This is a genomic window from Comamonas sp. C24C, assembly GCF_053345995.1.
Window position 1 is genome coordinate 278,360 of sequence record NZ_JBKFBC010000003.1, and the last position, 22,872, is coordinate 301,231.

Sequence of the window (22,872 nt, forward strand, 5' to 3'; positions counted from 1 at the left end):
CATTGCTGGTTGAGGGCTTTCAGCGATGAATGCCGTGGCTGGCCGTGATCAGGCTGCCGGCTGTTCGAAGTAGCGACGCGCCAGCAGATCCCAGAATCGGGAGCCGCGGCCGATGTTGTCATCGTTGAAGTCGTAGGCCGGATTGTGCAGGCTCACGCCGGGTTGGCCGTTGGTAGGACCGTTGCCGATCCAGCCATAGGCACCGGGCACGGCCTCAAGCATGAAGCCGAAGTCTTCCGAGGTCATGGCGGGCAACACGTCGTCAAAGGCCTTGTCCTCACCCACGGCCTCGCGCATCACGGCGGCCATGAACTTGGCTTCGCGGGCATGGTTGGTGGTGTTGGGATAGGAGCCGGGGCGCAGGGTGAACTCGGCGCTGCACAGGTGGGCTGCGGCCACATGCTCGCTGATGCGCTTGATGCCTTCGATGAACATCTCGCGCGTTTCCTTCTTCAGGGTGCGCACGGTGCCGGCGATGATGGCGTCATCGGGAATGATGTTTTCCACGGTGCCGCTGGTGATCTTGCCCACGGTGAGCACGGCCGAATCCAGGGGGTCGGTGCTGCGTGAGACCAGGGTCTGCAGCTGGCTGACGATGGCGCAGGCCACGGGAATCGGGTCCAGCGTGGTGTGGGGCATGGCTGCGTGGCCGCCCTTGCCGTGCACCTTGATCTGGAAGCGCAGGGTGGAGGCCATGATGGGGCCCACACGCACGGCCATCTGGCCGGCCGGCAGCGAGGGCCAGTTGTGCAGCGCAAACACGGCCTCGCAGGGGAATTTCTCGAACAGGCCGTCATCCATCATGGCCTTGGCGCCGGCACCGCCTTCTTCGCCGGGCTGGAAGATCAGGTGCACCGTGCCGTCAAAGTCGGGCTGCTGCGCCAGCGTGGTGGCGGCTCCCAGCAGCATGGTGGTGTGACCGTCGTGGCCGCAGGCATGCATGCGGCCCTTGTTCTGGCTGATGTGCTCGAAGGTGTTGATTTCCGTGACGGGCAGAGCATCCATGTCGGCGCGGATGCCGATGCTGCGACCGGGGTTGTCCTTGCTGCGGCCCTTGCCGTAGATGCTGGCGACGACGCCAGTCTGGCCCAGGCCACGATGCACGGTCAGGCCCAGGGCCGTGAGGTATGCGGCGACCTTGTCGCCGGTGCGGTGCTCTTCGTACTTGAGCTCAGGATTGGCATGCAGGTCGCGGCGAAAACTGAGCAGCGTACCGAGGTGAGGAGTGATATCGGGTGTAGATCGCATACAGGGGCCGCGGAGCACCCAGCGCTGTAACTGTCGTGGCAGGCAAGCGTCGCGGGCCTGCCGGTGACCGCAGCATTTCAATAGCAAGACCCCCATCATAGGCGTACGCGAGGAGTGGGGGCTTAGGTAGATACCGAAATCAGGGATTTCAGCGTTTGTGCTAACCGAGAAAAAAGCAAGCGGTGACTCACCAGGCCCGATCTCTGTGGCGCTCGGGGGCGAATGTCTCGTCAGTCATGTTTTTTGCGGGCCCGGGCAGTGGCTCTGGCAGCGGTCTGATGCAGCGGCAATGTCCTGCGCACCAGCTTGCTGCGGCGCAAACGGCGAAAATACGGGCTTATGACCGCACAGAACGCCAAAACTTCCCTGTTCCAGCAACTGCTGGTGCGTCCCGATCGCAACGATCCCAAGCCCCTCATCCTCTACCATGGCCGTCGCTGCCCCGACGGTTTTGGCGCGGCGCTCGCGGCATGGCTGTTCTATGAAGGCCAGGCCGAGTTTCGCGGCCTGGACCACGGCGAGATTCAGACGGCCGACGATCTGGGCGAGCTGGCCGGTCGCGCCGTCTATGTGCTGGACTTTGCCTTCGAGCCCGCACTGATGGCCGAGATCGAGTCGCGCGTGGCCAAGCTCGTGGTGCTGGACCACCACAAGAGCGCGGCCGAGAAGCTCAGCGGCTACCAGTGCCAGTGCGGCGTGATCCATTTCGATATCAACAAGTCCGGCGCACGCCTGGCCTGGGAGTTTTTCCAGGCCGACAAGCCCGTGCCCGGCCTGATTCGCTACATCGAGGACCGCGACATCTGGAAATGGGAGTTCCCCGAAAGCGCGGCCTTTCTGGCTGCCCTGGACATGGAGCCCGTGCGCAGCTTCGAGCGCTGGGCCGAGATTGCGGCCTTCACGCCTGAGCAGGAAGCCGTCTACATGGCCCGCGGCGGTGCCATGGACGAAAAATTCCAGAAGCTCTGCGCCGATATCGCCGACGGCGCCCAGGTGCTGGTGTTCAACGGCCAGCAGGGCCTGATGGTCAACTGCCCCGGCATGTTCCACAGCCAGGTGGGCGACCTGCTGGCACGCCAGAGCGGCAGCTTTGCCCTGATGTGGCATGCCAATCACAAGGGCACCAAGGTGGGTCTGCGCTCGCGCTCGGAGTTCAACTGCATTCCTCTGGCCGAGAGCTTTGGAGGCGGCGGTCACGCCCAGGCTTGTGGCTTCAAGATGGGCAACGAGCGTCTGGTGGAATTGCTGCAGGGCGAGCTCAAGGCCGATCCCGAGGCGCAATACGAGTTTGTGGCCGCACCCAGCCTGCAGTTCGACGAGGAAGGCAAGTGGGTTCGTGCCACGCCCAAGTCTGTCTGATTTCAAAAATCATAGCTTTCAGCGCTTTATATAAAAGGGCTGAAAGCTATTTTTATGGGGTGGGCTGCCAGCCCGGCAGGGCCAGCAGCTTTTGCCAGTCCTGCGCTTCCTGCACCTGGGGCAGGGCAGACCAGTCGGCCTCGAAGCGCAGGAGCTGGCCGCTCACGGGGTGGGCGATCTCCAGTGCCCTGGCATGCAGCCACAGCCGCTGCTGACCCAGGCGCTCGGCCCACCAGCGGTTCAGCGGACCCTTGCCGTGGGTGGCGTCGCCGATGATGGGGTGGGCCACATGCTTGAGGTGGCGGCGGATCTGGTGCCGGCGGCCCGTGGTGGGCAGGGCTTCGACCAGGCTGATGCGGGTCTCGGGGTGCCGGCCGTCCCAGCTTTCGGGCCAGGACAGGCGTGCCAGACAGCGCAGGCGCGTGTGCGCCTCCTGCACCGGAGCATCCTCGGGTGCATCGTCGGGCTTGAGGGGATGATCGACTTCCACCGCTTCGGGCAGCCAGCCGCGCACCAGGGCCCGATATTCCTTGCGGGTTTCATGGGCTGCAAAGCGGGCCGCCAGGGCCTGGGCTGCTTCCTTGTTCAGCGCCATGAGCAGCACGCCGCAAGTGCCCTTGTCCAGCCGGTGCACGGGCCAGACGTGGCGGCCCAGCTGGTCACGCAGCGTCTGCATGACAAAGCGGGTCTCGTGCGCATCCAGTCCTGTGCGGTGCACCAGCCAGCCGGCGGGTTTGTAGACCGCGACCAGATGCTCGTCCTGCCAGAGGATATGCAAAAAGGGATTGTGGGCGGCGTCGGGCATGAAGAGGGCAGGCAGTACAGGGCGAGCCGCACTCTAGCGCACAGTGCAAAGCTTTGCTGACCAGGGCCTGCCTGCCGGCAGGCCGCGCCGTGGCCGAGAATCGGTGCAGGCCGCTCGACGCCGGCCCATTTGGGGAGACTGCTGCCAGCGCATGACGGATCAAGGCTGGCAGCCATTTGGAGGCTTGATCTTGTGTCTGTGATGTTCAAGGGCGTGGTGGTTTCGGTACTCGCGTCTGTGCTGTTCGCTTCGCTGTATTACCTCTCGCCTTTTCTCACCCCGCTCGATGGCGAACAGATCTTCGGCTGGCGCGTGTTGGTGACGCTGCCCTTCACAACGGCCCTTCTGTTCGCTCTCAAGGAGGTGGCGGCGGTACGCGCCTTGCTGGCGCGAGCCCTGGCCCAGCCCAGCTTTGGACTGCTGCTGGTGCTGAGCTCGGCGCTGCTGGGCGTGCAGCTCTGGATTTTCATGTGGGCACCCATGAACGGGCGTGCGTTGCCGGTGTCGCTTGGATATTTTCTGCTGCCGCTGGTGATGGTCGTGGCCGGGCGCTTGCTGTTTGCCGAGCGCCTGACCCCCGGCCAGGGCCTGGCCACGCTGGTGGCGGCTGCGGGCGTGGCACACGAGTTCTGGCAGGCGGGCGGGATGTCCTGGGAGACCTGGGTGGTGGCGTTGGGTTACACGGTGTATTTCTCGCTGCGTCGCTGGCTGCAGACCGATACCTTGGCCGGTCACTGGATCGACATGGCCCTGCTGGTGCCGGTGGCGGTCGGCTTCACATTGCGCGCGCCCGGCAGCTGGCCGCTGGTGGCGGGCCATCCGATGCTATGGGCCCTGCTGCTCTTGCTGGGTATGGTCAGCGCCGTGGCGCTGGCGCTGTACATGATTGCCAGTCGCTGGCTGCCGCTGGGTCTGTTCGGACTGCTGTCCTATGTGGAACCCGTCTTGCTGGTCGTGGTGGCCTGGCTGCTGGGCGAGAGCATGGAGCCGCAGCAGCAGACCAGCTACGCGCTGATCTTTGCCGCCGTGGGCCTGCTGATCCTCGACGGCCTGCTGCATTCATGGCGTGGGCGTTCACACACATCGGACTGAGAGTGCCGGAGTTGTTGCCCCAGATTGGTGCGTCGCAGGGCAATAATGGAAACTTTGTTTTCTTTGAAGGAACTGCTCGTCATGGCATCGACCCCATCCCCTATCCGCGTTGCTATCGTCGGTTACGGCAATCTGGGCCGCGGCGTGGAAGCTGCTGTCGCCAGGAACCCCGATATGCAGCTCAAGGGGATTTACACCCGTCGCGACCCTTCCGGACTCAAGCCCCTGGATGCCGGCACGTCCGTGCACTCCATGGACGCCTTGCTGTCGCACAAAGGCCAGGTCGACGTGCTGATTCTCTGCGGCGGCTCCAAGGACGATCTGCCCACGCAGGCGCCCGAGCTGGCGGCCCATTTCAATCTGGTCGACAGCTTTGACACCCATGCCCGCATCCCCGAGCACTTTGCCAATGTGGACAAGGCTGCCCGGGGCGGACAGTGCACGGCCCTGATCTCGGCGGGCTGGGACCCGGGCATGTTCTCCATCAACCGCGTGCTTGGCGAAGCCCTGCTGCCTGACGGCGCCACCCACACCTTCTGGGGCAAGGGCCTGAGCCAGGGCCATTCCGATGCCATCCGCCGCGTGGAAGGCGTGGCCGGCGGCGTGCAGTACACCATCCCCGTGCAGGAGGCTGTCGACAAGGTACGCTCCGGCGTGCGCCCCGAACTGTCCACCCGCGAAAAGCACCAGCGTGAATGCCATGTGGTGCTCAAGCAGGGGGCCGATGCCGAGGCCGTGCGCAAGAGCATCGTGGAAATGCCTCACTACTTCGACCAGTACGACACCACGGTCCATTTCATCAGTGCCGAGGAACTGGCTCGCGATCATGCCCGCATGCCCCATGGCGGCTTTGTGATTCGCAGCGGCAACACCAGTGCCGAGAACAAGCAGGTCATCGAATACCGTCTGCAGCTGGACAGCAACCCCGAGTTCACTTCCAGCGTGCTGGTGGCCTATGCCCGTGCCGTGCACCGCATGGCCCAGAGCGGCCAGCACGGCGGCAAGACCGTGTTTGACGTGGCCCCCGGCCTGCTCTCGCCCAAGAGCGCCGACCAACTGCGCGCCGAGCTGCTGTAAACCCCTGCAGCCATGAAAAAGCCTCGCGACACCGGCGAGGCTTTTTGGATGGGAACAGGCCGCAGCGCCGATCGATGAATCGCCGTCAGCCAGGCTGGCTCAAGTGGCTGCGGGGGCGGCGACACCGCTCACGCGTGCGGCATCCTCCAGCCTGTCCACGTCGCGCAGTGGCTTGAACAGCGTCATCCAGCCGGCCACCACGCCCAGGGTGCACAGACTGCCCAGAATGGCGGCGGGAACCGCACCGAACCAGGAGGCGCTGCTGCCCGCGCGGAACTCGCCGAGCTCGTTGGAAGAGCCGATGAACAGCATGTTCACCGCATTCACGCGGCCGCGCATATGGTCGGGTGTGGAAAACTGCACCAGTGCGCCTCGGATATAGACGCTGACCATATCGGCTGCACCGGCCACGGCCAAGGCCAGCATGGACAGCACAAACCAGTGCGATAGCGCAAACACCAGGTTGGCCAGCCCGAACACGGCCACGGCAGCAAACATCACCTTGCCCACGTGGCGGTTGATGGGGCGAGACGCCAGCCACAGGCCCATGCAGACCTCGCCCGCGGCCATGGAGGAGCGCAGCAGGCCCAGGCCTTGCGGGCCGACCTGCAGCACCTCGTGTGCATAGACGGGCAGCAATGCCACTACGCCGCCCAGCAGCACGGCAAACAGATCGAGCGAGATGGTGCCCAGGATGATGGGGCGGGTGCGCATGAAATGCAGACCTTCGGCAAAACGCTGCCACATGGTGGTTTGCCCGTCGATACCGATCATGGGGCTGGCAAAGCGCACGGGGACCTGGCTCAGCAGGACCGCACCCAGAATCAGGGCGATGCCGCAGACCGCATAGGTCAGCACGCCGCCACCGAGTGCATAGAGCAGGCCGCCCAGCACAGGGGCGGCAATCGCCGAGATGCGCATCAGCATGCTGTTGGTGGCCAGGGCCTTGGCCAGCTGCTCGCGGGCGACGATCTGCGGCAGCAGGCTTTGCAGCGCCGGTCCGCTGAAGGCGCGGCTGCAGCCAAACAGCACCAGCACGGCGTAGATCCAGTGCACATCGTGCGCTCCGCTCTCGGCCAGCAGCCACAGCAGTCCCGAGCACACCGCGGCCACCAGCCAGCTGATGCCGAGCAGGCGTTTGCGGCTCATGCGGTCACTAAGATCACCGGCGGGAATCAGCAGGCCCGCCATGGGCAGGAACTGCGCCAGCCCCACATAGGCCAGAGACAGCGGCTCGCGTGTGATGTCGTAGACCTGCCAGGCCACCACCACGGCCTGCATCTGCTGGGCAAACATGGCCAGCATGCGTGCCAGCACGAAATTGACAAAAGCGGGGTCGCGCAAGGGCGCAACAGTGGAGGCCTGGGGGGCGCTGGGTGGGACGGGGCTGGACAAGGTGAGATCCGTGAATGCGGCCGGGGAGGCTGGGGAAGGCCTGGGCTGGCTTCCTGCCTCGGCGACCTGAAAGGTCAGAGGGCCGAGTATGCGCGATCGCCTTGTTTTCTGCACAACGTGTGGCCGCCATGAGCATTCACTTCTGCTGCAGTTCGTATCCGGCAAGCAGGCTGCGGATTGGCCGTCAAGCCGTGCAGGAGAGAAGCCTTGTTTGTCAAAAAATGTTTACCGACGAAGGCATGAGTCACTTTCCCACACGCAAAAAAACGGCGCGGATTCATCATAGCTTCACGCAAACGGTTTGGCTTTATGAATAGCGAAGCTTTCTCTCAAGGAGTGACATCATGTCCATGCTTTCGATGCAATACGCAGGAACTCTTCTGGGCCGCGAAGCAGTCATTGAATTCCCGGACAGTCAGGCCCAGGTCCGCTACACCGCCAGCGGGCAGATGCGCTGGCGCGTGGTGGACTCGCAGGGGCATATCTCCGAGGGCTGCGAGAACCTCAGCTATCTGCAACTCAGCGACCATCTGCACTTTCTGAACTGGATCGAGAAAACCGGCTTCACGGTAAGCCAGGTTATCGATTCGGCCAAAGGCACGGTGCAGGCCTTCTGGTCCTATGCCGACAACCAGTGCGAAACCGGTCATCGTTCCTCCATGTTTGTCGAAGGCCGCTTCCGCCTGCGTTGAATCTGCCGGCTCCTGCCCGGCATGCAGCGCAGGCAGGGGTCAGCGCAAAGAGTGTGTGAGAGGTCAGTGTCTTCCTCTCTTGCCGACATCCGAACGATGTCGGTTTTTTGTCCGTGAAACATCTAAGGACCACCGGACGCTGCGTATTTTTTGATCGCTGCGGCCCAAGCTAGCACCGGTGCGGCTTTGCCCCGTTTTCCCGAGGTTTGTCCACAGGCGGCTCCACAGTCGCTGGGCATAACCTGCCATCGTGCTTGCCGAGCGGTTGCGTTCAGGCAATGCTCTCTAAGTGGCTATGGCCAAACGGAAATCGCATCCGGCAGCAAACCGTGCCGGATGCGCGCGGGGCGTGAAACATCGGCGCATGAGAATGCAAAAAAGCCGGCACCATGGCCGGCTTTTCGGTGCCAGGGTGCTGGCTTATTTGCGCTTGTCGGCGATGGCCGAAGACACCACCATGTCCAGCACATAGACATAGCTCGATGCGTCGGCGGGCACGTTCTGGCGCTTGAAGCGGTTGATGCGCAGCACATTGCTCACGCCGGCTTCATGCTTGTAGCCTTCGATCTCGCTGTAGAAGTTTTCCCACTGACCGGTATAGGTCTTGACGCCGTTGTCGCCATAGCGAATTTCACGCACCTGCAGGCATTGGTAGTCCTTGATCACGCCGTGGCTGCAGGCCTTGCGCTCGGGGGCCACTTCCAGAAAGATGCGCTCGGGCGCGCTGCCGTACTGGGTCTGGGCGGTGGGCTTGCCGTTGAGCTGCCAGCGCGTGCCGTCGATGAACTGCAGTGTCAGGCGAGGCTGCTCTGCGGCGGAGCCAGCGAGCTGCACTTTCCACTGCTTGGCCGTGGGCAGAATGCGCGCGACCTGCTGCTCTAGCATCATCAGCTGGTTGTCGTTGCAGGCACGCAAGGTGCTCATGCCGCGTTGCAGATTGATGCGCTGGCCTTCGATGCTGTAGGCCGACGAGATGACGTTGCACAGATTCTTGACGACGACGCGCTGGTCCACAAAGTCCAGCTCGATGGGGGCCTGGCTGGAGCTCAGGAACCAGCTCTGGTCCTCATTGCCGGCAGGCGTGTAGGCCTGCTGCAGCTTCCAGTGATAGGCGGTCAGCGATGCGGCATCACCTGCGGGGCCTGTAGGGCCGGAGGGGCCGGGCTTGCCTGCACCGCCGCCGCCTGTCGTACCGCAGGCGGCCAGCGTCATGGAAGCAACAAGGGGAAGGCACCAGGTCCAGCGAAATTTCATAGGGTTTCCTTTTTGGGGAATGGAGGAATACGGCAAACCGTGTCAGCTCAAAAAGAGTCTGGCTGACCATATCAGTTCCCTGCGGGTTGTATCTGACCTTAACCCAACCTTGGTCATTGTTTTGACGTTCCATGGCTTCAGAGTGTCAACAAATGCAGCTCGCTGAGGGGCGTGGCAAAAACTAGAAGGATGAAAGCCCGGTAAAGATCGCAAAAATCCGTACGGCTAGACAGCGCTTCGTCAAATTAGCCTTTGCCAAGCTGCTACGCTTCGAAGCTTGGGCTGTGGAAGAGAATATGGTCCGGGCATCAAGGAGTTTCTGTGCGCTTAGGTGGTGTTGCTTTGTTCGGTCTGAATTGGGGGCGGTTGGGTGCTGTTGGCATGTTGGCAGGATTGCTGGGCGCCTGCTCGGCCACTGCACCGCAGCAGATGCCGGTGCAGGAGGCTTTCGACTCCAGTTCCACCTTCTCCCGCGGCTTTGATGCGACACCGGCACAGACCTGCGAGGCCGCGCGCCGCGCCTTGCTGAGCCAGGGCTATATCGCCACGGCCAGGACGCAGGAGCTGATCGAAGGGCGCAAGAACTTCCAGCCCAATACAGAGACCAACCTGGAAATCAATTTCCGGGTGGTCTGTGTGCCGCAGACCAGCGACGGTCTGGTCAGCCTGGGTTTCGCGACGGCGCTGCAGGATCGCTATTCGCTCAAGAAGAGCGCGACCTCGGCCAGCGTGGGTGTGAGTGCTCTGGGGTCGCTGTCGCTGCCCTTTTCTTCCAGCAACGATTCACTGGTCAAGGTCGGCAGCGAGACCATTTCCAAACGCAGCTTCTACGATAGTTTTTTCGAGCTGGTGGAGAACTATCTGAAGCAGGATCAGGATGCGCCATAGTTTCGATTAAATCGGCCTGTAGCGCTTGATGGGTATGCGTTTGAGGTCCTTATTTGATAGCAATATAGTCAAAAGCGGCTCGGGGGAGCCGCTTTTTTGTCGGCGAGATCCGTTCAGATGAACAGCGCCGGATCCACCATGGCGCGGTTCAGCATCACGCTCCAGTGCAGGTGGGGTCCGGTCACGCGGCCGGTGGCTCCGACCTTGCAAAAGGCGTCGCCTGTTTGCAACTGGTCGCCCGGTTTGCAATCCACCTGGCTCAGGTGGCAGTACATGGTGAGCAGGCCGCCGCCATGGTCCAGCCAGACCGTGCCGCCGTTGAAGAAATAGTCGCCCACATCGATCACCTTGCCGGGCAGCGGTGCGCGCACCGGCGTGCCCGTAGGGGCGGCAATGTCCATGCCGCTGTGCGGATTGCGTGACTGGCCGTTGAAGACACGGCGCAGGCCGAAGCTGCTGGAGCGGCGGCCCGGCACCGGCACGCGCATGTGCAAGCTGCCGGAAGGCGGCTGGGTGAAGGTGGCCATCACGGTTTTCAGGTGGGCGGCCTCGCGTTCGTAGCGGGCATTGTCTTCGGCAGACAGGTCCACCGTCTTGGGCGAGACCTTGAGGCGCTGCTCCACATACTGTTTGTCGCGCACCGTATAGCTCATGCTGCGCGAACGGCCATCGGTCTTCACGCCAACGCTTTGCTCACCCGGTGTGGTTGCAAGCGGTATGCCCACGAGTGCGGTCCACTCGATCATGTCGCCCACCACCAGAACCTCGGACTCTGCGGCTGTGACCAGGGGTCGTGCGGAAGCCGGGCCCAGCGACAGGCGCGCGACGCCACCGGGAACCCGGCTGTCCTGCGGCCAGAGCGCGCTGTCCGAGCTGGCGCTGCGTGCTGCCCAGGCCGGTGCTGCGGCAAACAGCGCTGTTTGCGCCATCCATTGCAGCAGGCGACGGCGTTCGGGCGGGAGAGAGGGGCTGGTAAGTTTTTCGGTCGGCATGGTGCTTATCGGGTTGTGCAGGCATTGTGCTGTATTGCTATCGATAGCGGAGCTAAAGGCGATACAGACACGTGAGCTTTACGCTGGCTGTGCCTTGAAGACCGGCTGCGCGATCAGGGCTGGCGCATGTTCCGGGCCAGGTCCAGCTGTCCCCGCTGCTCCAGGGCCTGGGCTGCAGCAAGCCGGTCGCGCTGCTGCTTGTTCTGGCTCAGCTTGAACTTGGCTTCCAGGCGGTCGACGCTAATTTCCAGGCCCACGATGGCGCCGAGCATGCGCTGCAGATAGTCGGGCGCAGCGTCGCTCATCTTCCATGGGGCCTGGGCATTGTTGCTGGCCTCGTGGCGGCGGGTGAGCCGGCCCACCACGCCGCGCACGAACTTCTCATCGTCGCGCACGCTGATGCGGCCATGGGCATGGACCACACGGTAGTTCCAGGTCGGGACCTGCTCGTGGGTCTCGTGCTTGCTGGGATACCAGCTGGGAGAGATATAGGCCTGCTCGGCACGGAAGATCACCAGCACGGAGCTGTCGTCCCGGATCTGCTGCCACACAGGATTGGCGCGCGCCACGTGGGCGATCAGGCGTAGCAGGCCATCCTCGTCCTGCAGCAACTCGAACGGCAGGTGATTGGCGTCCAGCCCCGCGTCGGACTGGGTGACCAGGCAACCCAGCGGGTGAGCCTGGATTAGGGCATGCAGGGCGGTGGGGTCGTCGACCTTGAAATGGCTGGGGTTGTACATGAAGACCTGCTGCAGTGAGTGGCGCAAAAACGCATGGCCTTGTTTATACAGCCGTGCAGGCCGCGCACTCACAAGCCGCCTGCGTGACAGGCAGCCTGGCATGAGGGCGAGCGGCGTTTCAGCGGTGCTCGCGATCCCCGCGGGAGCGGCCCTCGGCGCGCGCCGCCTGCATGCGGGCCTGCTGTTCGGCCTGGTGCTGTTGAGCCTGCATCTGTGCTTGCTGCTGGCGTTGGGCCTGTTCCTGCGCCCGCTGTTGCTGCATCTGGGCTTGCTGCTGGCGCTCTTGCTGCATCTGCTGCTGGCGCTGAGCCTGCTCCTGGGCACGCTGCTGTTGCATCTGGGCTTGCTGCTGGCGCTCCTGCTGCTCTCGGGCTTGCTGCATTTGCTGTTGGCGCTGAGCCTGCTCTTGGGCGCGCTGTTGTTGCATCTGCTGCATTTGTGCCTGCTGCCGATGCTCTTGCTGATCACGGGCTTGCTGCATTTGCTGTTGACGTTGAGCCTGCTCCTGGGCGTGCTGCTGTTGCATCTGTTGCATCTGCTGCATTTGTGCCTGCTGCCGATGCTCTTGTTGATCACGGGCTTGCTGCATTTGCTGTTGGCGTTGAGCCTGCTCCTGGGCGTGCTGCTGTTGCATCTGCTGCATTTGTGCCTGTTGCCGATGCTCTTGCTGATCACGGCCTTGCTGCATTTGCTGTTGGCGTTGAGCCTGGTCCTGGGCGCGCTGCTGCTGCTGCTGCTGCATCTGGGCTTGTCGCTGGCGCTCCTGCTGCTCGCGGACTTGCTGCATCGCTTGCTGGCGTTGGGTTGGCTCCTGTGAACGTTGCTGCATGGCTTTCTCGGCCATGGCAGCCTGCATCTGCGGTGCCTGCGGTGGATGGCGATCATGCGGGTCTTGAGGCGGCATCAAGGCATTGCCATTGGATGCGCGCGGCCCGCCTGGAGCCTGGTTGGGTCCCTGGGCAAAGCCCGGCCTGCCCGGTAGCTGTGTAGCCAGGGGGCTCTGTGCTGGCTGGCCCTGGTTCAGGCCATGGCCACCGGCTGCCATGGCGGCGGCACCGGCGGCAGCGCCGGCCGCTGCGCCCGCAGCCATCGTCCCCGGCCCAGCAAGGACGCCTGCCGCCTGGGGCTGCCCGGCCGGCTCGCGGCGCTCGCCTGTGGCATTTTCATGGATGCTGTTGATATAGGTGTTGTCCGTGCGATGGATGTTCTGCACCACGGTTCGCGACTGCGATATATAGGTGGTGTTGTTGTAGACCACGGCCGGACGGGCCTGCGGGGGCGGGGGGCGGTCGCCGTGACGCCAGGGCCTTTCGGAATCGCCCCAGTGCATGTTCCAGGCATTCCAGCCCCAGGACGGATGCCTGTCCATGGACCCGGCCAGCACGATGGCGGTGCCAAAGCCCATGAGGCCGGCCATCACGGGCACGCCGGCCACGGGAGCCGGAGGCGGCACCTCCACATAGCGGTAGCCGCCATATACGGGCAGCGGCTCACCGTAGACCGCAGCCGGGTCGTACTGAGGAACGTAGACCATATCAACTTGGGAGGGGCTGATTTCAATGAACTGCTCCGGTGGCTCTATGACAGGGTCGGGCAGCGGTGTGACCACGGCTCCTGGCGTATAGGCCACGGCGGCAGGCGTGGACGCCAGGTTGACCTTGAGCTGGCTGGAGGTCTTGAGCGTGCCGGCCTTGTAGGCCCGGTTGCGCATGACCTGTATGGCGTTCATCACATCCGAGGGATCGTTGTAATAGGCTTTGCCGAGCGCCGTGGTCCAGGGCAGGTTGGAAGCCAGCTGTTCCAGCACGTTGGGAAACTGGGTCAGTGATTTGACGGAAGGGTCCCAGTTCTGGGTGTTGACGGCGTTGCTCAGCGCCGTCTTCTGCAGTCCGGGGTTCTGCCCCAGCCAGGTTTCGGCGGCGCTGATCTGGTCTGGATAGGTGGCACCGGCCAGGATCTGGGCCACCAGCTTGTCCGGGTAAAGCGCAATCGGCGCCACCATCCGGTAGAGCGCGTCAGCACCGGGTGGCACATAGGCTGCAGGCTGAGGCTGTGGGGCATCGGACAGGGCGGCCGGAGCGGCGGCCGAGGGTGCACTGTCCGCCTTGATCGGCGAATCCTTGTCGTTGCAGGCGCTCAGCGCCATGGCGGCGGCCAGGGCAATCATGCCCGGATGCCATAGGCGGGCGACCGTGTTTGGCTGCAGTTCCGGCTGCTGGGGCCGGGTCCTGGGGAAATGCGACATCTGACGCTCCTTGCGCCGCGCCGTGCAAATCACGGTGCTTTGGCGGATGCTGTTTTAACGCCAGTTTTGAGCCGTTGTTGACAGAGTGTTGTAAGCAAATAAAGCGAGTGACTGCAGGCCATGCTCCAAGAGGAAATGTAGATTTTGATAGCTTCTTTCGTAGTGTGGGTAAGGCTTAAAGGCTGAAATAACAAAAACTTTGGGCAAAGCATGCAGAGGGCGGTTTCTCGCCTGTATCTCCACGTTCGGGGCGACTTTTATCCATGAAAAAGGCCTGCGCGAGGCAGGCCCTGGAGCGATCCGTGACGCAGCACGCCGGTCACATCATTCGGTCATGGTGCCCATGAGTGTGCTCGTGCCCATGGCGTCCAGCGGCTTGCCGTTGACCTGGAATTCACCCTTGGCATAGACGATCTCGGTGCGCATCTTGCCGTCCTTGTCTTCGAAGATGCCTTGCTCCTTGAGCATGTCCAGGCTGGCTTGAGTCTGGGCTTTGGCGGCTTCCTCGATATCTTCGGGCTTGTACTCGCTCTCGCCTTCAAACACGGCCAGCAGGCTGGAGCGCCTGCGCGAGAGCATCATGTTTTCCATGAAGGGCTTGGGCATATCGGCCTTGAGGCTGACCTTCAGGTCCTGCAGCAGAGTGCCCATCTTCTCGCCATCGCCCAGATACTGAATGGCAGCCGCGAACTCGCTTACGCCGTCGGGGGTGCGCATGGACAGGCGTTTGAGTTCGATCGCGGGCTGGCGTGCCAGCGCCTGTGTCAGCGACTTGAGCATTTTCTCGCGCAGATCGCCGCTTTGCTGCTCGTCAGCGCTTTCATCGTCACCGGCCTCGCCTGCGGCACCGAGCAGCGGGTTCTTGCGCTTGCTCATTTCCACGACCTGGTTGATCCAGTTGGCATCGACATTGTTGAACGCCATGTCCAGCACCAGGTCATCAGCCTGTTTGTCTTCGAGCTTGGCGGTCTTGATGCCGGTCTTGAGCGTCATTTCCACAACCTCGCCTTTGAGGATGGTGTCCGAATCCATGGTGATGCCCTCAAAGTGGCTGGCAGAGCTCTTGCCTTCCTCTTCCTGCTTGGTGGCAGCAATCTTGGCAATCGTCATGGCAAACGGGCCGGTCCAGAACTGCTGGCCCGGGGGCTGCTTCATGTCGAAGCGCATATCGGCCTTGTCCAGCGTCACGCTGCCTTCCTCGTCCTTGAACTGCAGGCCGGCGAAGCTGCCCGTGCCCTTGGCGGCCTTCATGTCGGCGGGCATGTCCCAGACGATCTTCATGCCGCCCCAGTTCATTTCGCTGTCCTTGATCTTGCTGCTCACGGCCGGCGATGTCATGACGTTGGAGCTGCTGCGGCCCCAGCCGACCTTGGTGTCGACTTCCAGCGGAGAGCGTCCATTGAGCGCAGTCTTCAGCTCCTGGTCCGCATTCTCTGGCAGATTGAAGCTGGTGTGAATCTCGGCGGCATGGCCCAGGGGCAGCGGGCCGTGGCTGATCTTGTGCTCGGCGGTGAACTGGACTGGCTCGTCGCCGCTGTCCAGGGTCCATACCGTTTTGGCGGTGGAAGAAAAAGCGCCGCGGTCATAGCTGGTGACCTGAATCTTCACGCCATGCTCGCTCCACTTGTCCAGGCCGTCGGTAAAGCTTTGCTGCAGCTTGCCGCCCATGTAGTAGCTGGTGCCCAGTGTTCCTGCCACGATCACGGCGACGGCCGCTGCAATGCCTGCTCCTGCTTTTCTGTTCATTCTTGACCTTTGATGAAAATAAAAAATCCGCGAATGAATTGCGGATTGGTAATGTTGCGGTGAGCAGGATTCTAGAAAGAAAATAATCAAATGCTCTGAATTTCAGAACATTTTAGGAAAATGTTCATCGAGTATTGAAAATCAATACCGACGGTATTTATTTCAATATGTAACAATTATTTGGGGCGCCATCCATTTCCCGATCGGAGAACCGAATGGCTGTTCTCGGGATAAATGCCGCAGCGGTTTGGGCAATAAAAAAGGCTGCCAGTGAATCCTGGCAGCCTTGCTGAAACTGGCTGGAGCGTTTACTTGCCCCAGCTGTCCTTGAGCCCGGTGATCTTGTTGAACACGGGCTTGTCGCTGCGGTGATCCTTGCGGTCGGCTACAAAATAGCCAAAACGCTCGAACTGGAACTTGTCATCAGCCTGGGCCGCCTTGAGCGAAGGCTCCACATAAGCGGTGACCACCTTCAGGCTGTCGGGGTTCAGCAGGCTCAGGAAATCCTTGCCGCCGGCATCGGGTTGCGGGTCGGTGAACAGACGGTCGTACATGCGCACTTCGGCCTGCAGGCCGTCGGCCACGCCCACCCAGGTGATGGCGGCCTTGACCTTGACGCTGTCGGCGCCCGGTGTGCCGCTCTTGGTGTCGGGCACCACGGTGGCCAGCACCTTGGTCACATTGCCGTCGGCATCCTTTTCGGCGCCCGTGCATTCGATCACATAGCCGCCCTTGAGACGGACCTTGTTGCCGGGGAACAGGCGCTTGTAGCCCTTGGGTGGCACTTCAGCAAAGTCTTCGCGCTCGATCCACACTTCACGGCCAAGGGTGAAACGGCGCTCCGGCACGGTTTCACCTTCTGCAGCGTGGGGCAGGGCCGGCAGGTGGCAGTTCTCCAGATGTTCGGCGCTGCCAAACACCTCGGCCCAGTTGCTGAGTTCGAGCTTGACCGGGTCCAGCACGACCATGGCGCGGTGGGCCTTGTTTTCCAGGTCTTCGCGCAGGCAACCGTCCAGCGTGCCGTAGTCGATCCAGGCGTAGTCCTTGGTTACGCCGATGCGTTCGCAGAAGTTGCGAATGGACTCAGGCGTGTAGCCGCGGCGGCGCAGGCCGACCACGGTGGGCATGCGCGGGTCGTCCCAGCCGGTGACGAACTGGTTGTCCACCAGATGCTTGAGCTTGCGCTTGCTGGTGATCACATAGGTCAGGTTCAGGCGCGAGAACTCGTACTGGCGGGGTTGGGGAGCGTCGATCAGACCGCCTTCGCGCAGATGGTTCAGCAGCCAGTCATAGAAGGGGCGCTGATCCTCGAACTCCAGTGTGCAGATGGAGTGGGTGATGTGCTCGTAGGCATCCTCGATGGGGTGCGCAAAGGTATACATCGGGTAGATGCACCACTGGTTGCCGGTGTTGTGGTGCTCGGCATGGCGTACACGATAGATGGCCGGGTCGCGCAGATTGATATTGGGCGCGGTCATATCGATCTTGGCGCGCAGCACGGCGGCGCCATCGGCAAGCTTGCCGTCCTTCATGTCGGCAAAGCGCTGCAGGTTTTCGGCCACGGAGCGGTCGCGGAAGGGGCTGTTCACGCCGGGACGGGTGAAGTCGCCGCGGTTGGCCTTCATTTCGTCGGCCGATTGCTCGTCCACATAGGCCAGACCCTGCTCGATCAGGTAGACCGCGCAGCGGTACATGAAGTCGAAGTAATTGCTGGCGAAATAGAGGTTCTCGTGCCCGTCGGCATCCTTCCAGTCAAAGCCCAGCCAGCGCACGGCATCGATGATGCCGTCCACATATTCCTGATCTTCCTTTTCCGGATTGGTGTCGTCGAAGCGCAGATGGCAGACGCCGCCGAAGTCGCGTGCCAGACCGAAGTTCAGGCAGATGGACTTGGCATGACCCACGTGCAGATAGCCGTTGGGCTCCGGCGGAAAGCGGGTGCGGATCTTGGCTTCGTCGACCTGGCCACTCTGGTGATGCTGGGCATCGCCGGGCGCGCCGCCCCAGTGACGGGTGGCATAAGTGCCTTTGTCCAGATCCGATTCGATAATCTGGCGCAGGAAGTTGGTGGGCTTGACCGCTTCAGGGGCGGAGTTGTTGGATTTGGAGGCGTCAGCAGAGCTCATTGCACCATTTTAGGCCGGCTGCCATGACCTCATGTCGATCTGCGGACACTGCAGCTTTGCCTCGTGTGCATTTGGACACAATGTTTTTGAGGAACCGTGCCATCCTGACGGGACTCTGAAACGTTATATCCCCAAGGGCCGAAGGCGCTGCACAGATCTGCAGGCTTGCCCTCGGTGACTCATAAACAGAGGAGAGATTGTGATGTCCAGAACAACTTCCCCCCGCATGGCCAAGCTGCTTGCCGCTGGCTCTATCGTTGTGGCAGGCCTGATGGCTGCTGCAGGCGCCCAGGCGCATGGCGGCGTCAGCCTGTCGGTCGGCATCGGCGTGCCCGGCGTGGCTGTGGGTGTCGGCGCTCCCGTTTACGCCACGCCCTATGTGGCACCGGCTCCGGTCTATATGCCGCCACGCCCCGTCTACTATGCGCCTCCGGCACCGGTCTACTATGCGCCGCCGCCGCCCGTGTATCGTCCCGCACCCGTGATGGTCGTGCCCGGCCCGATCTACTACGGTGGCGGCCCGCGCTGGCGTGGTCATCACCATCATCACTATCGTTGATGGCATCGATGGCAGAGCCTTGAAAGACTCTGCACCACAGACGGCTGCTCAGGCAGCCGTTTTTTATGTCTGCAGGCCGGGTGCCGCGCTCGCATAATCCGGGGCAGTCCTCAAAAATCAGGAGAGTGCTTCCGTGAAAACCGTCTATGTCCTCAATGGCCCGAATCTCAATCTGCTGGGCATGCGCGAACCTGCCATCTATGGCTCGGCCACGCTGGCCGATGTCCAGAAGCTCTGCGAGGAAGCTTGCCTGCGCCATGGCCTGAAGCTTGAGTTCCGTCAGAGCAACCATGAGGGCGAGCTGGTGGACTGGATTCACGAGGCAGGCCGGCTGCACGCCAAGGGGGAGTTGCAGGCCCTGATCATGAACGCCGCAGCCTATACCCATACCAGTGTGGCGATTCTCGATGCCGTCAAGGGCACGGCCGTGCCGCTGGTGGAACTGCACATCAGCAATGTCCATGCGCGCGAAAGCTTTCGCCATCATTCCTATCTGTCAGCCACGGCGCGTGCCGTGATGTGCGGTTTTGGCGTGGCTGGTTACGGCCTGGCCATCGATGCGGTGGCGCAGTGGTGACATCGGCGGTTGAAGCCGCCAGCTCCCTGGACCAGGTCTCGCAGGAGCTGGGTGTCGACGTACCGCCAGCGATTGCCCGGCTGCAGGCCACGGCGCAGCGCGTGCAGACCCGACTTTGCGAAGCCGCCGACAGCGGCTCGATGGTCTGGCATGGCTGGCAGCCCCCGGCCGGGGTGGCGCAGCGTGACTTGCCGCTGGTGCTGCTGCATGGCGGCAGCGGCAGCTGGACGCATTGGTTGCGCGTGATTGAGCCGCTGACCGAGGCGGGCTACAGCCTGTGGCTGGCCGATCTGCCGGGTTTTGGCGAATCCGATGGCGTGCCCGGCGGCATGGATGTGGACACCATGCTGGAGCCTCTGGCCCATGGCATCCGGCAACTGCTGGGCAATGCCGGTGCGGGCCCTGTCTGCGATCTGGTCGGTTTCTCCTTTGGCGGCATGACCGCCGGTCTGCTGGCCGCCGAGCATCCGGAGCTGGTCCGCAAGCTGGTGGTGGTCGGTGCTCCCGGCATGGGAATGACCGAGGGACGCAGCGTGCGTCTGCTGGGCTGGCGGCATCTGCCGGGTCTGGAAGCGCAGATGCAGGCCCATCGCCACAATATCGCGGCCCTTATGCTGCATGACGCGGCGCTGATCGATGAGGAGACGCTGGCGCTGCATGCACTCAATGTGGCTCGTGACCGGCTGCCGCGCAGACGACTGTCGCGCACCGATGTGCTGGCCCGGGCTCTGACCCGTATCAAAGTGCCGGTGGCGGCGATCTATGGCGAGCATGACCCGCTGTATGCGGGCTGCCTGGCCGAGCTGCAACTGCTGATGCAGCGCCAGTGCCTGGGGGCACTGGACTGGCAGGTGATGCGAGGCGTGGGCCATTGGGCCCAGCACGAGGACCCGACCGCATTCTGCGCCGCGCTGCTGGAGGTTCTGCCGTGAGCAATGCTGCCGCCCTTGAGCTGACCGAGTCCGATGTGCAATGGAGCGCTGTGCGCTCTCAAGGCCCGGGCGGCCAGAATGTGAACAAGGTGGCCAGCGCCGTGCATCTGCGCTTTGACATCCGGGCCTCGCGTCTGCCGTCCGATGTGCAGCAACGCCTGCTGGCGCTGGGCGATTCGCGCATCACCACCGATGGGGTGGTGGTCATCAAGGCGCAAAAATACCGGACCCAGGAACACAATCTGTGGGATGCACTGCAGCGCCTCAATGCGCTGGTGGCCACGGTTGCCAGGCCGCCACGTCCGCGCAAACCCACCAAGCCGACCTGGGGCTCGCAGCAAAGACGTTTGCAGGGCAAAAGCCTGCGCTCCGGCATCAAGGCCTTGCGCGGCAAGGTGCATGACTGAGCTTGTGTAGCGGCAAAGCGACGCTCAGGCCGCTCAGTTGTATCAAAAAGCCTGTGCTGGCTCCATCGGGATACGGGCTGCCACCTCAGCCGGCTGCGGGTCTGCGCTATATTGTTTTGATAGCTGCAGTCGCAGAATGCAAAGGCGCTACAGCCTGTTTCCCTATCAAATTCCGTGCTGCCTTCGGGAGTTATCCATGAGCACATTGCCTTTGACTTATCTGGAGCGGCCCGCGCAGCTTGCCGCCGGCCGGCCTGCCTGGCTGCTGGTGCTCATGCATGGCGTGGGCAGCAATGAGCAGGACCTGTTCGGCCTGGTGCCCTATGTGCCGCCGCAGTTTCATGTGCTCAGTCTGCGCGCGCCCTTTGCCATGGGTATGGGCGCCTACGCTTGGTTCCAGTTCACCGTGGATGCCGATGGCACGCGCCATATCAATGTGCCGCAGGAGCAGCAGGCGCGCATCTTGCTGCAGCAGACGGTGGAGCAGGCCGCGCAGCAACTGGATATCCCGCCCGAGCGGGTGGTGCTGGGAGGCTTCAGCCAGGGGGGCATCATGAGCCTGAGCCAGCTGCTCACGCAGCCCCAGACCTTGCGTGCCGCACTGGTCTGGCACAGCCGTCTGTTGCCCGAGATCGCGTCGCTGCACGCGCCCGCTGCCGCCTTTGAGGGCAAGTCGGCCTGGGTCAGCCACGGCACTTATGACAATGTGATTCCGCTGACCAGCGCTCATGCCGTGCGTGACCGCCTGGCCTCCTTGCCTTTGCAGCTGAGCTATCACGAGTATCCGGGCGCCCATGAGATCCGGCCCGAGGAGCTGCGTGCCAGTATGCAGTGGCTGCAGGATCTGACGCAGTCAGTGGATGACTTCGGAAGCGAAGGCGATCAGTGACCGGCAGTCTTTGAAAACAGATTGATCACCAGCACGCCGCCCACAATCATGGCCATGCCGGCCAGGGCGGGGGCATCGAGCTTCTGGCCTTGCCAGAAATAGGCGACGGCTGAGACCAGCACGATGCCCACACCGGACCAGATCGCATAAGCCACGCCCGTGGGAACGGTGCGCAGCGTCAGCGACAGCAGATAGAAAGAAATCGCATAGCCCACCAGGGCAACAGCGGTGGGGCCGAGCTTGGAGAAGCCGTCCGACCTGGCGAGGAAGGAGGTGGCAATCACCTCGCAGATGATGGCCAGGCCCAGATACAGGTAATTTGTCATCCCGGGCACTGTAGTGCGGCAGGAGCCGGACTGTTTCCAGGCCAGCTCCAAGACCCCGGGCGGCTTCTGGCCGTTATTGCCAAAATCCGGCGGCTGTGCGCACATCGCCTGGGGCAATGTGCAACCCCAGGGCACGCCGGATCAGATGGCGGGGTACTCGCCGGTACCCTCGGGCCAGGGCGTCAGCACCTCGAACCCGGTCTCCGTCACCAGCACCATATGCTCCCACTGGGCGGACAGCGATTTGTCGTTGGTGATCACGGTCCAGCCGTCAGACAGTTCGCGTGTGGCGGCCTTGCCTGCGTTGAGCATGGGCTCGATGGTGAAGATCATGCCGGGCTGCAGCACCAGTCCCTGCCCCGGCGTGCCGTAGTGCAGCACCTGAGGCTCGTCGTGATAGACCTTGCCGATGCCGTGACCGCAGTACTCGCGCACGATGGAAAAGCGCTCGCGCTGGGCCACGGTCTGGATGGCATGGCCCACATCCCCCAGCGTGGCTCCGGGCCTGACGGCGCGGATGCCGGCCACCAGGGCCTCATAGGTGGTACTGACCAGGCGCCTGGCCAGATTGCTTGGCTGGCCCACGTAGTACATGCGGCTGGTGTCGCCGATCCAGCCTTCGGGTGTGGTCACTGCGACGTCGACATTGATGATGTCTCCGTCCTTGAGGACTTGCTTGGCATCGGGGATGCCATGACAGACCACGTGGTTGACGGAAGTGCACACGGTCTTGGGAAAACCGTAATAGCCCACATTGGTGGGCGTGCATTTCAGCTCGTTGACGATGTAGTCGTGACAGATCTTGTCCAGCTCCTCGGTGCTCACGCCGGGCTGCACATGGGGCGTGAGCATGGCCAGCACCTTGGCGGCCAGGCCGCCGGCCTTGCGCGAGAGGTAGATGTCGGTCGCGTCATGAATGGGCACGACTTTCTGCTTGCCGCGCTTCATTGCATGCCTCCCACCAGGCGCACTGGACGAGGGCGGCGCACGACGGCGTCGGCTTCATGCGCGCTGACAGGCTGCAGCTCGCGCTTGGCTTGCTGCAGCAGCAGGGCGCAGATGCCTTCGTAATTGAGCTGGGGGTGATGCTCGGCCAACTGGCCTACACGCAGCCAGTGCTCGGCCTGGGCATTGATGGAGCGGCCGAGGGCCGCGCTGGAGACACGAATCTGGTCGTGCAACTGGTCTGAAATTTTGACGATTCCCATGGCCGAGCATCATAAGGCTGGTATACGTTTCGTATATTGACAAACTCAAATTGCATGGTTGAAGCAGCGGTTTTGCCGCTGCTTGACAGGCGCAGTTCGTCGCACAGGGTTTCAAGCCCCTTCCGAATGACATGGTGCTCAAGAAGTTGATAGCGCGCCACGCTTGATTGGCATTGCTTGTAGCTTGGGGCGTTCAGAAAACTGAAAGCTTTTAAAGCCAGGCTTGCGTCCATGCTGCTCAAGTCTTATAAAAGATATATATCATCATTATTTGCCTTGTCCATATTGAGTTTCCTGCTATAAAAATTGAAGAAC

Annotated in this window: 22 protein-coding genes; 10 read left to right on the top strand and 12 right to left on the bottom strand. The window is 62.5% G+C overall.

Annotation, left to right across the window (positions count from 1 at the left end):
- Nucleotides 1–48 precede the first annotated feature (48 nt).
- Nucleotides 49–1,248 (bottom strand): M20 aminoacylase family protein, encoded by a 1,200-nt coding sequence (locus tag ACLBXN_RS08160; RefSeq protein WP_211458583.1) that lies wholly within the window; start codon nt 1,246–1,248, stop codon nt 49–51.
- A 339-nt stretch (nt 1,249–1,587) separates the two neighbouring features.
- Between ACLBXN_RS08160 and ACLBXN_RS08165 the strand changes: the two genes are divergently transcribed.
- Nucleotides 1,588–2,607 (top strand): DHH family phosphoesterase, encoded by a 1,020-nt coding sequence (locus ACLBXN_RS08165; protein ID WP_447611783.1) that lies wholly within the window; start codon nt 1,588–1,590, stop codon nt 2,605–2,607.
- Nucleotides 2,608–2,659: 52 nt separating this feature from the next.
- Here ACLBXN_RS08165 and ACLBXN_RS08170 read toward each other — a convergent pair whose 3' ends face one another.
- On the bottom strand, nt 2,660–3,412 hold the full coding sequence (locus ACLBXN_RS08170; RefSeq protein WP_211458587.1) for a pseudouridine synthase: 753 nt from the start codon (nt 3,410–3,412) through the stop codon (nt 2,660–2,662).
- 201 nt (nt 3,413–3,613) lie between these two features.
- Between ACLBXN_RS08170 and rarD the strand changes: the two genes are divergently transcribed.
- Entirely contained in the window at nt 3,614–4,504 is an 891-nt protein-coding gene (gene rarD / locus ACLBXN_RS08175) for an EamA family transporter RarD (protein ID WP_447611853.1), read from the top strand.
- An 81-nt stretch (nt 4,505–4,585) separates the two neighbouring features.
- Nucleotides 4,586–5,581, top strand: a complete 996-nt coding sequence (locus tag ACLBXN_RS08180) for a diaminopimelate dehydrogenase (protein ID WP_447611784.1) — start codon at nt 4,586–4,588, stop codon at nt 5,579–5,581.
- 99 nt (nt 5,582–5,680) lie between these two features.
- Here the strand turns inward: ACLBXN_RS08180 and ACLBXN_RS08185 are convergent, their stop codons facing one another.
- Nucleotides 5,681–6,976 carry an MFS transporter gene (locus ACLBXN_RS08185; RefSeq protein WP_447611785.1) on the bottom strand — a complete coding sequence of 432 codons (1,296 nt, stop codon included), beginning with the start codon at nt 6,974–6,976 and terminating at the stop codon, nt 5,681–5,683.
- Nucleotides 6,977–7,320: 344 nt separating this feature from the next.
- Here ACLBXN_RS08185 and ACLBXN_RS08190 point away from each other — a divergent pair, with 344 nt between their 5' ends.
- Nucleotides 7,321–7,668, top strand: a complete 348-nt coding sequence (locus ACLBXN_RS08190) for a MoaF-related domain-containing protein (protein ID WP_043005470.1) — start codon at nt 7,321–7,323, stop codon at nt 7,666–7,668.
- Nucleotides 7,669–8,088: 420 nt separating this feature from the next.
- On the opposite strand, the gene ACLBXN_RS08195 is transcribed toward ACLBXN_RS08190, so the two are convergent.
- A complete protein-coding gene (locus tag ACLBXN_RS08195; RefSeq protein ID WP_043005469.1) occupies nt 8,089–8,922 on the bottom strand; it encodes an META and DUF4377 domain-containing protein in 834 nt (277 codons plus the stop codon).
- A 381-nt stretch (nt 8,923–9,303) separates the two neighbouring features.
- Between ACLBXN_RS08195 and ACLBXN_RS08200 the strand changes: the two genes are divergently transcribed.
- Nucleotides 9,304–9,810, top strand: coding sequence for a DUF2242 domain-containing protein (locus ACLBXN_RS08200; protein ID WP_447611786.1), 507 nt, complete (start codon nt 9,304–9,306; stop codon nt 9,808–9,810).
- A gap of 113 nt (nt 9,811–9,923) precedes the next feature.
- Here the strand turns inward: ACLBXN_RS08200 and ACLBXN_RS08205 are convergent, their stop codons facing one another.
- From ACLBXN_RS08205 to ACLBXN_RS08225, 5 genes are all read right to left on the bottom strand, one after another.
- A complete protein-coding gene (locus ACLBXN_RS08205; protein WP_447611787.1) occupies nt 9,924–10,802 on the bottom strand; it encodes a peptidoglycan DD-metalloendopeptidase family protein in 879 nt (292 codons plus the stop codon).
- 113 nt (nt 10,803–10,915) lie between these two features.
- The gene (locus tag ACLBXN_RS08210; RefSeq protein ID WP_447611788.1) at nt 10,916–11,542 is read right to left on the bottom strand and encodes an FMN-binding negative transcriptional regulator; all 627 of its coding nucleotides are present in this window, start codon (nt 11,540–11,542) and stop codon (nt 10,916–10,918) included.
- Between the two features lie 118 nt (nt 11,543–11,660).
- A complete protein-coding gene (locus ACLBXN_RS08215; RefSeq protein ID WP_447611789.1) occupies nt 11,661–13,787 on the bottom strand; it encodes a DUF3300 domain-containing protein in 2,127 nt (708 codons plus the stop codon).
- Between the two features lie 324 nt (nt 13,788–14,111).
- Entirely contained in the window at nt 14,112–15,533 is a 1,422-nt protein-coding gene (locus tag ACLBXN_RS08220; RefSeq protein ID WP_447611790.1) for a YdgA family protein, read from the bottom strand.
- A 308-nt stretch (nt 15,534–15,841) separates the two neighbouring features.
- Complete coding sequence (locus ACLBXN_RS08225) at nt 15,842–17,659, bottom strand: glutamine--tRNA ligase/YqeY domain fusion protein (protein WP_043005465.1); 1,818 nt, start codon at nt 17,657–17,659, stop codon at nt 15,842–15,844.
- 226 nt (nt 17,660–17,885) lie between these two features.
- Between ACLBXN_RS08225 and ACLBXN_RS08230 the strand changes: the two genes are divergently transcribed.
- From ACLBXN_RS08230 to ACLBXN_RS08250, 5 genes are all read left to right on the top strand, one after another.
- A complete protein-coding gene (locus ACLBXN_RS08230; protein ID WP_043005464.1) occupies nt 17,886–18,218 on the top strand; it encodes a hypothetical protein in 333 nt (110 codons plus the stop codon).
- Between the two features lie 133 nt (nt 18,219–18,351).
- A complete protein-coding gene (aroQ, locus tag ACLBXN_RS08235) occupies nt 18,352–18,795 on the top strand; it encodes a type II 3-dehydroquinate dehydratase (RefSeq protein WP_447611791.1) in 444 nt (147 codons plus the stop codon).
- The gene (locus ACLBXN_RS08240; RefSeq protein WP_447611792.1) at nt 18,789–19,727 is read left to right on the top strand and encodes an alpha/beta fold hydrolase; all 939 of its coding nucleotides are present in this window, start codon (nt 18,789–18,791) and stop codon (nt 19,725–19,727) included. Before aroQ ends, ACLBXN_RS08240 begins: the two co-directional genes overlap by 7 nt.
- Nucleotides 19,724–20,134 carry an alternative ribosome rescue aminoacyl-tRNA hydrolase ArfB gene (gene arfB / locus ACLBXN_RS08245; RefSeq protein WP_447611793.1) on the top strand — a complete coding sequence of 137 codons (411 nt, stop codon included), beginning with the start codon at nt 19,724–19,726 and terminating at the stop codon, nt 20,132–20,134. Before ACLBXN_RS08240 ends, arfB begins: the two co-directional genes overlap by 4 nt.
- 196 nt (nt 20,135–20,330) lie before the next feature.
- Complete coding sequence (locus tag ACLBXN_RS08250) at nt 20,331–21,023, top strand: alpha/beta hydrolase (RefSeq protein ID WP_043005460.1); 693 nt, start codon at nt 20,331–20,333, stop codon at nt 21,021–21,023.
- Here ACLBXN_RS08250 and ACLBXN_RS08255 read toward each other — a convergent pair.
- The 3 genes from ACLBXN_RS08255 to ACLBXN_RS08265 form a co-directional block, all read right to left on the bottom strand.
- Complete coding sequence (locus ACLBXN_RS08255; protein WP_043005486.1) at nt 21,017–21,349, bottom strand: DMT family transporter; 333 nt, start codon at nt 21,347–21,349, stop codon at nt 21,017–21,019. The genes ACLBXN_RS08250 and ACLBXN_RS08255 overlap by 7 nt on opposite strands.
- A gap of 141 nt (nt 21,350–21,490) precedes the next feature.
- Nucleotides 21,491–22,297, bottom strand: coding sequence for a type I methionyl aminopeptidase (map, locus tag ACLBXN_RS08260; protein ID WP_447611794.1), 807 nt, complete (start codon nt 22,295–22,297; stop codon nt 21,491–21,493).
- Nucleotides 22,294–22,557 (bottom strand): ParD-like family protein, encoded by a 264-nt coding sequence (locus ACLBXN_RS08265; RefSeq protein ID WP_407713665.1) that lies wholly within the window; start codon nt 22,555–22,557, stop codon nt 22,294–22,296. Before ACLBXN_RS08265 ends, map begins: the two co-directional genes overlap by 4 nt.
- Between the last annotated feature and the right edge of the window lie 315 nt (nt 22,558–22,872).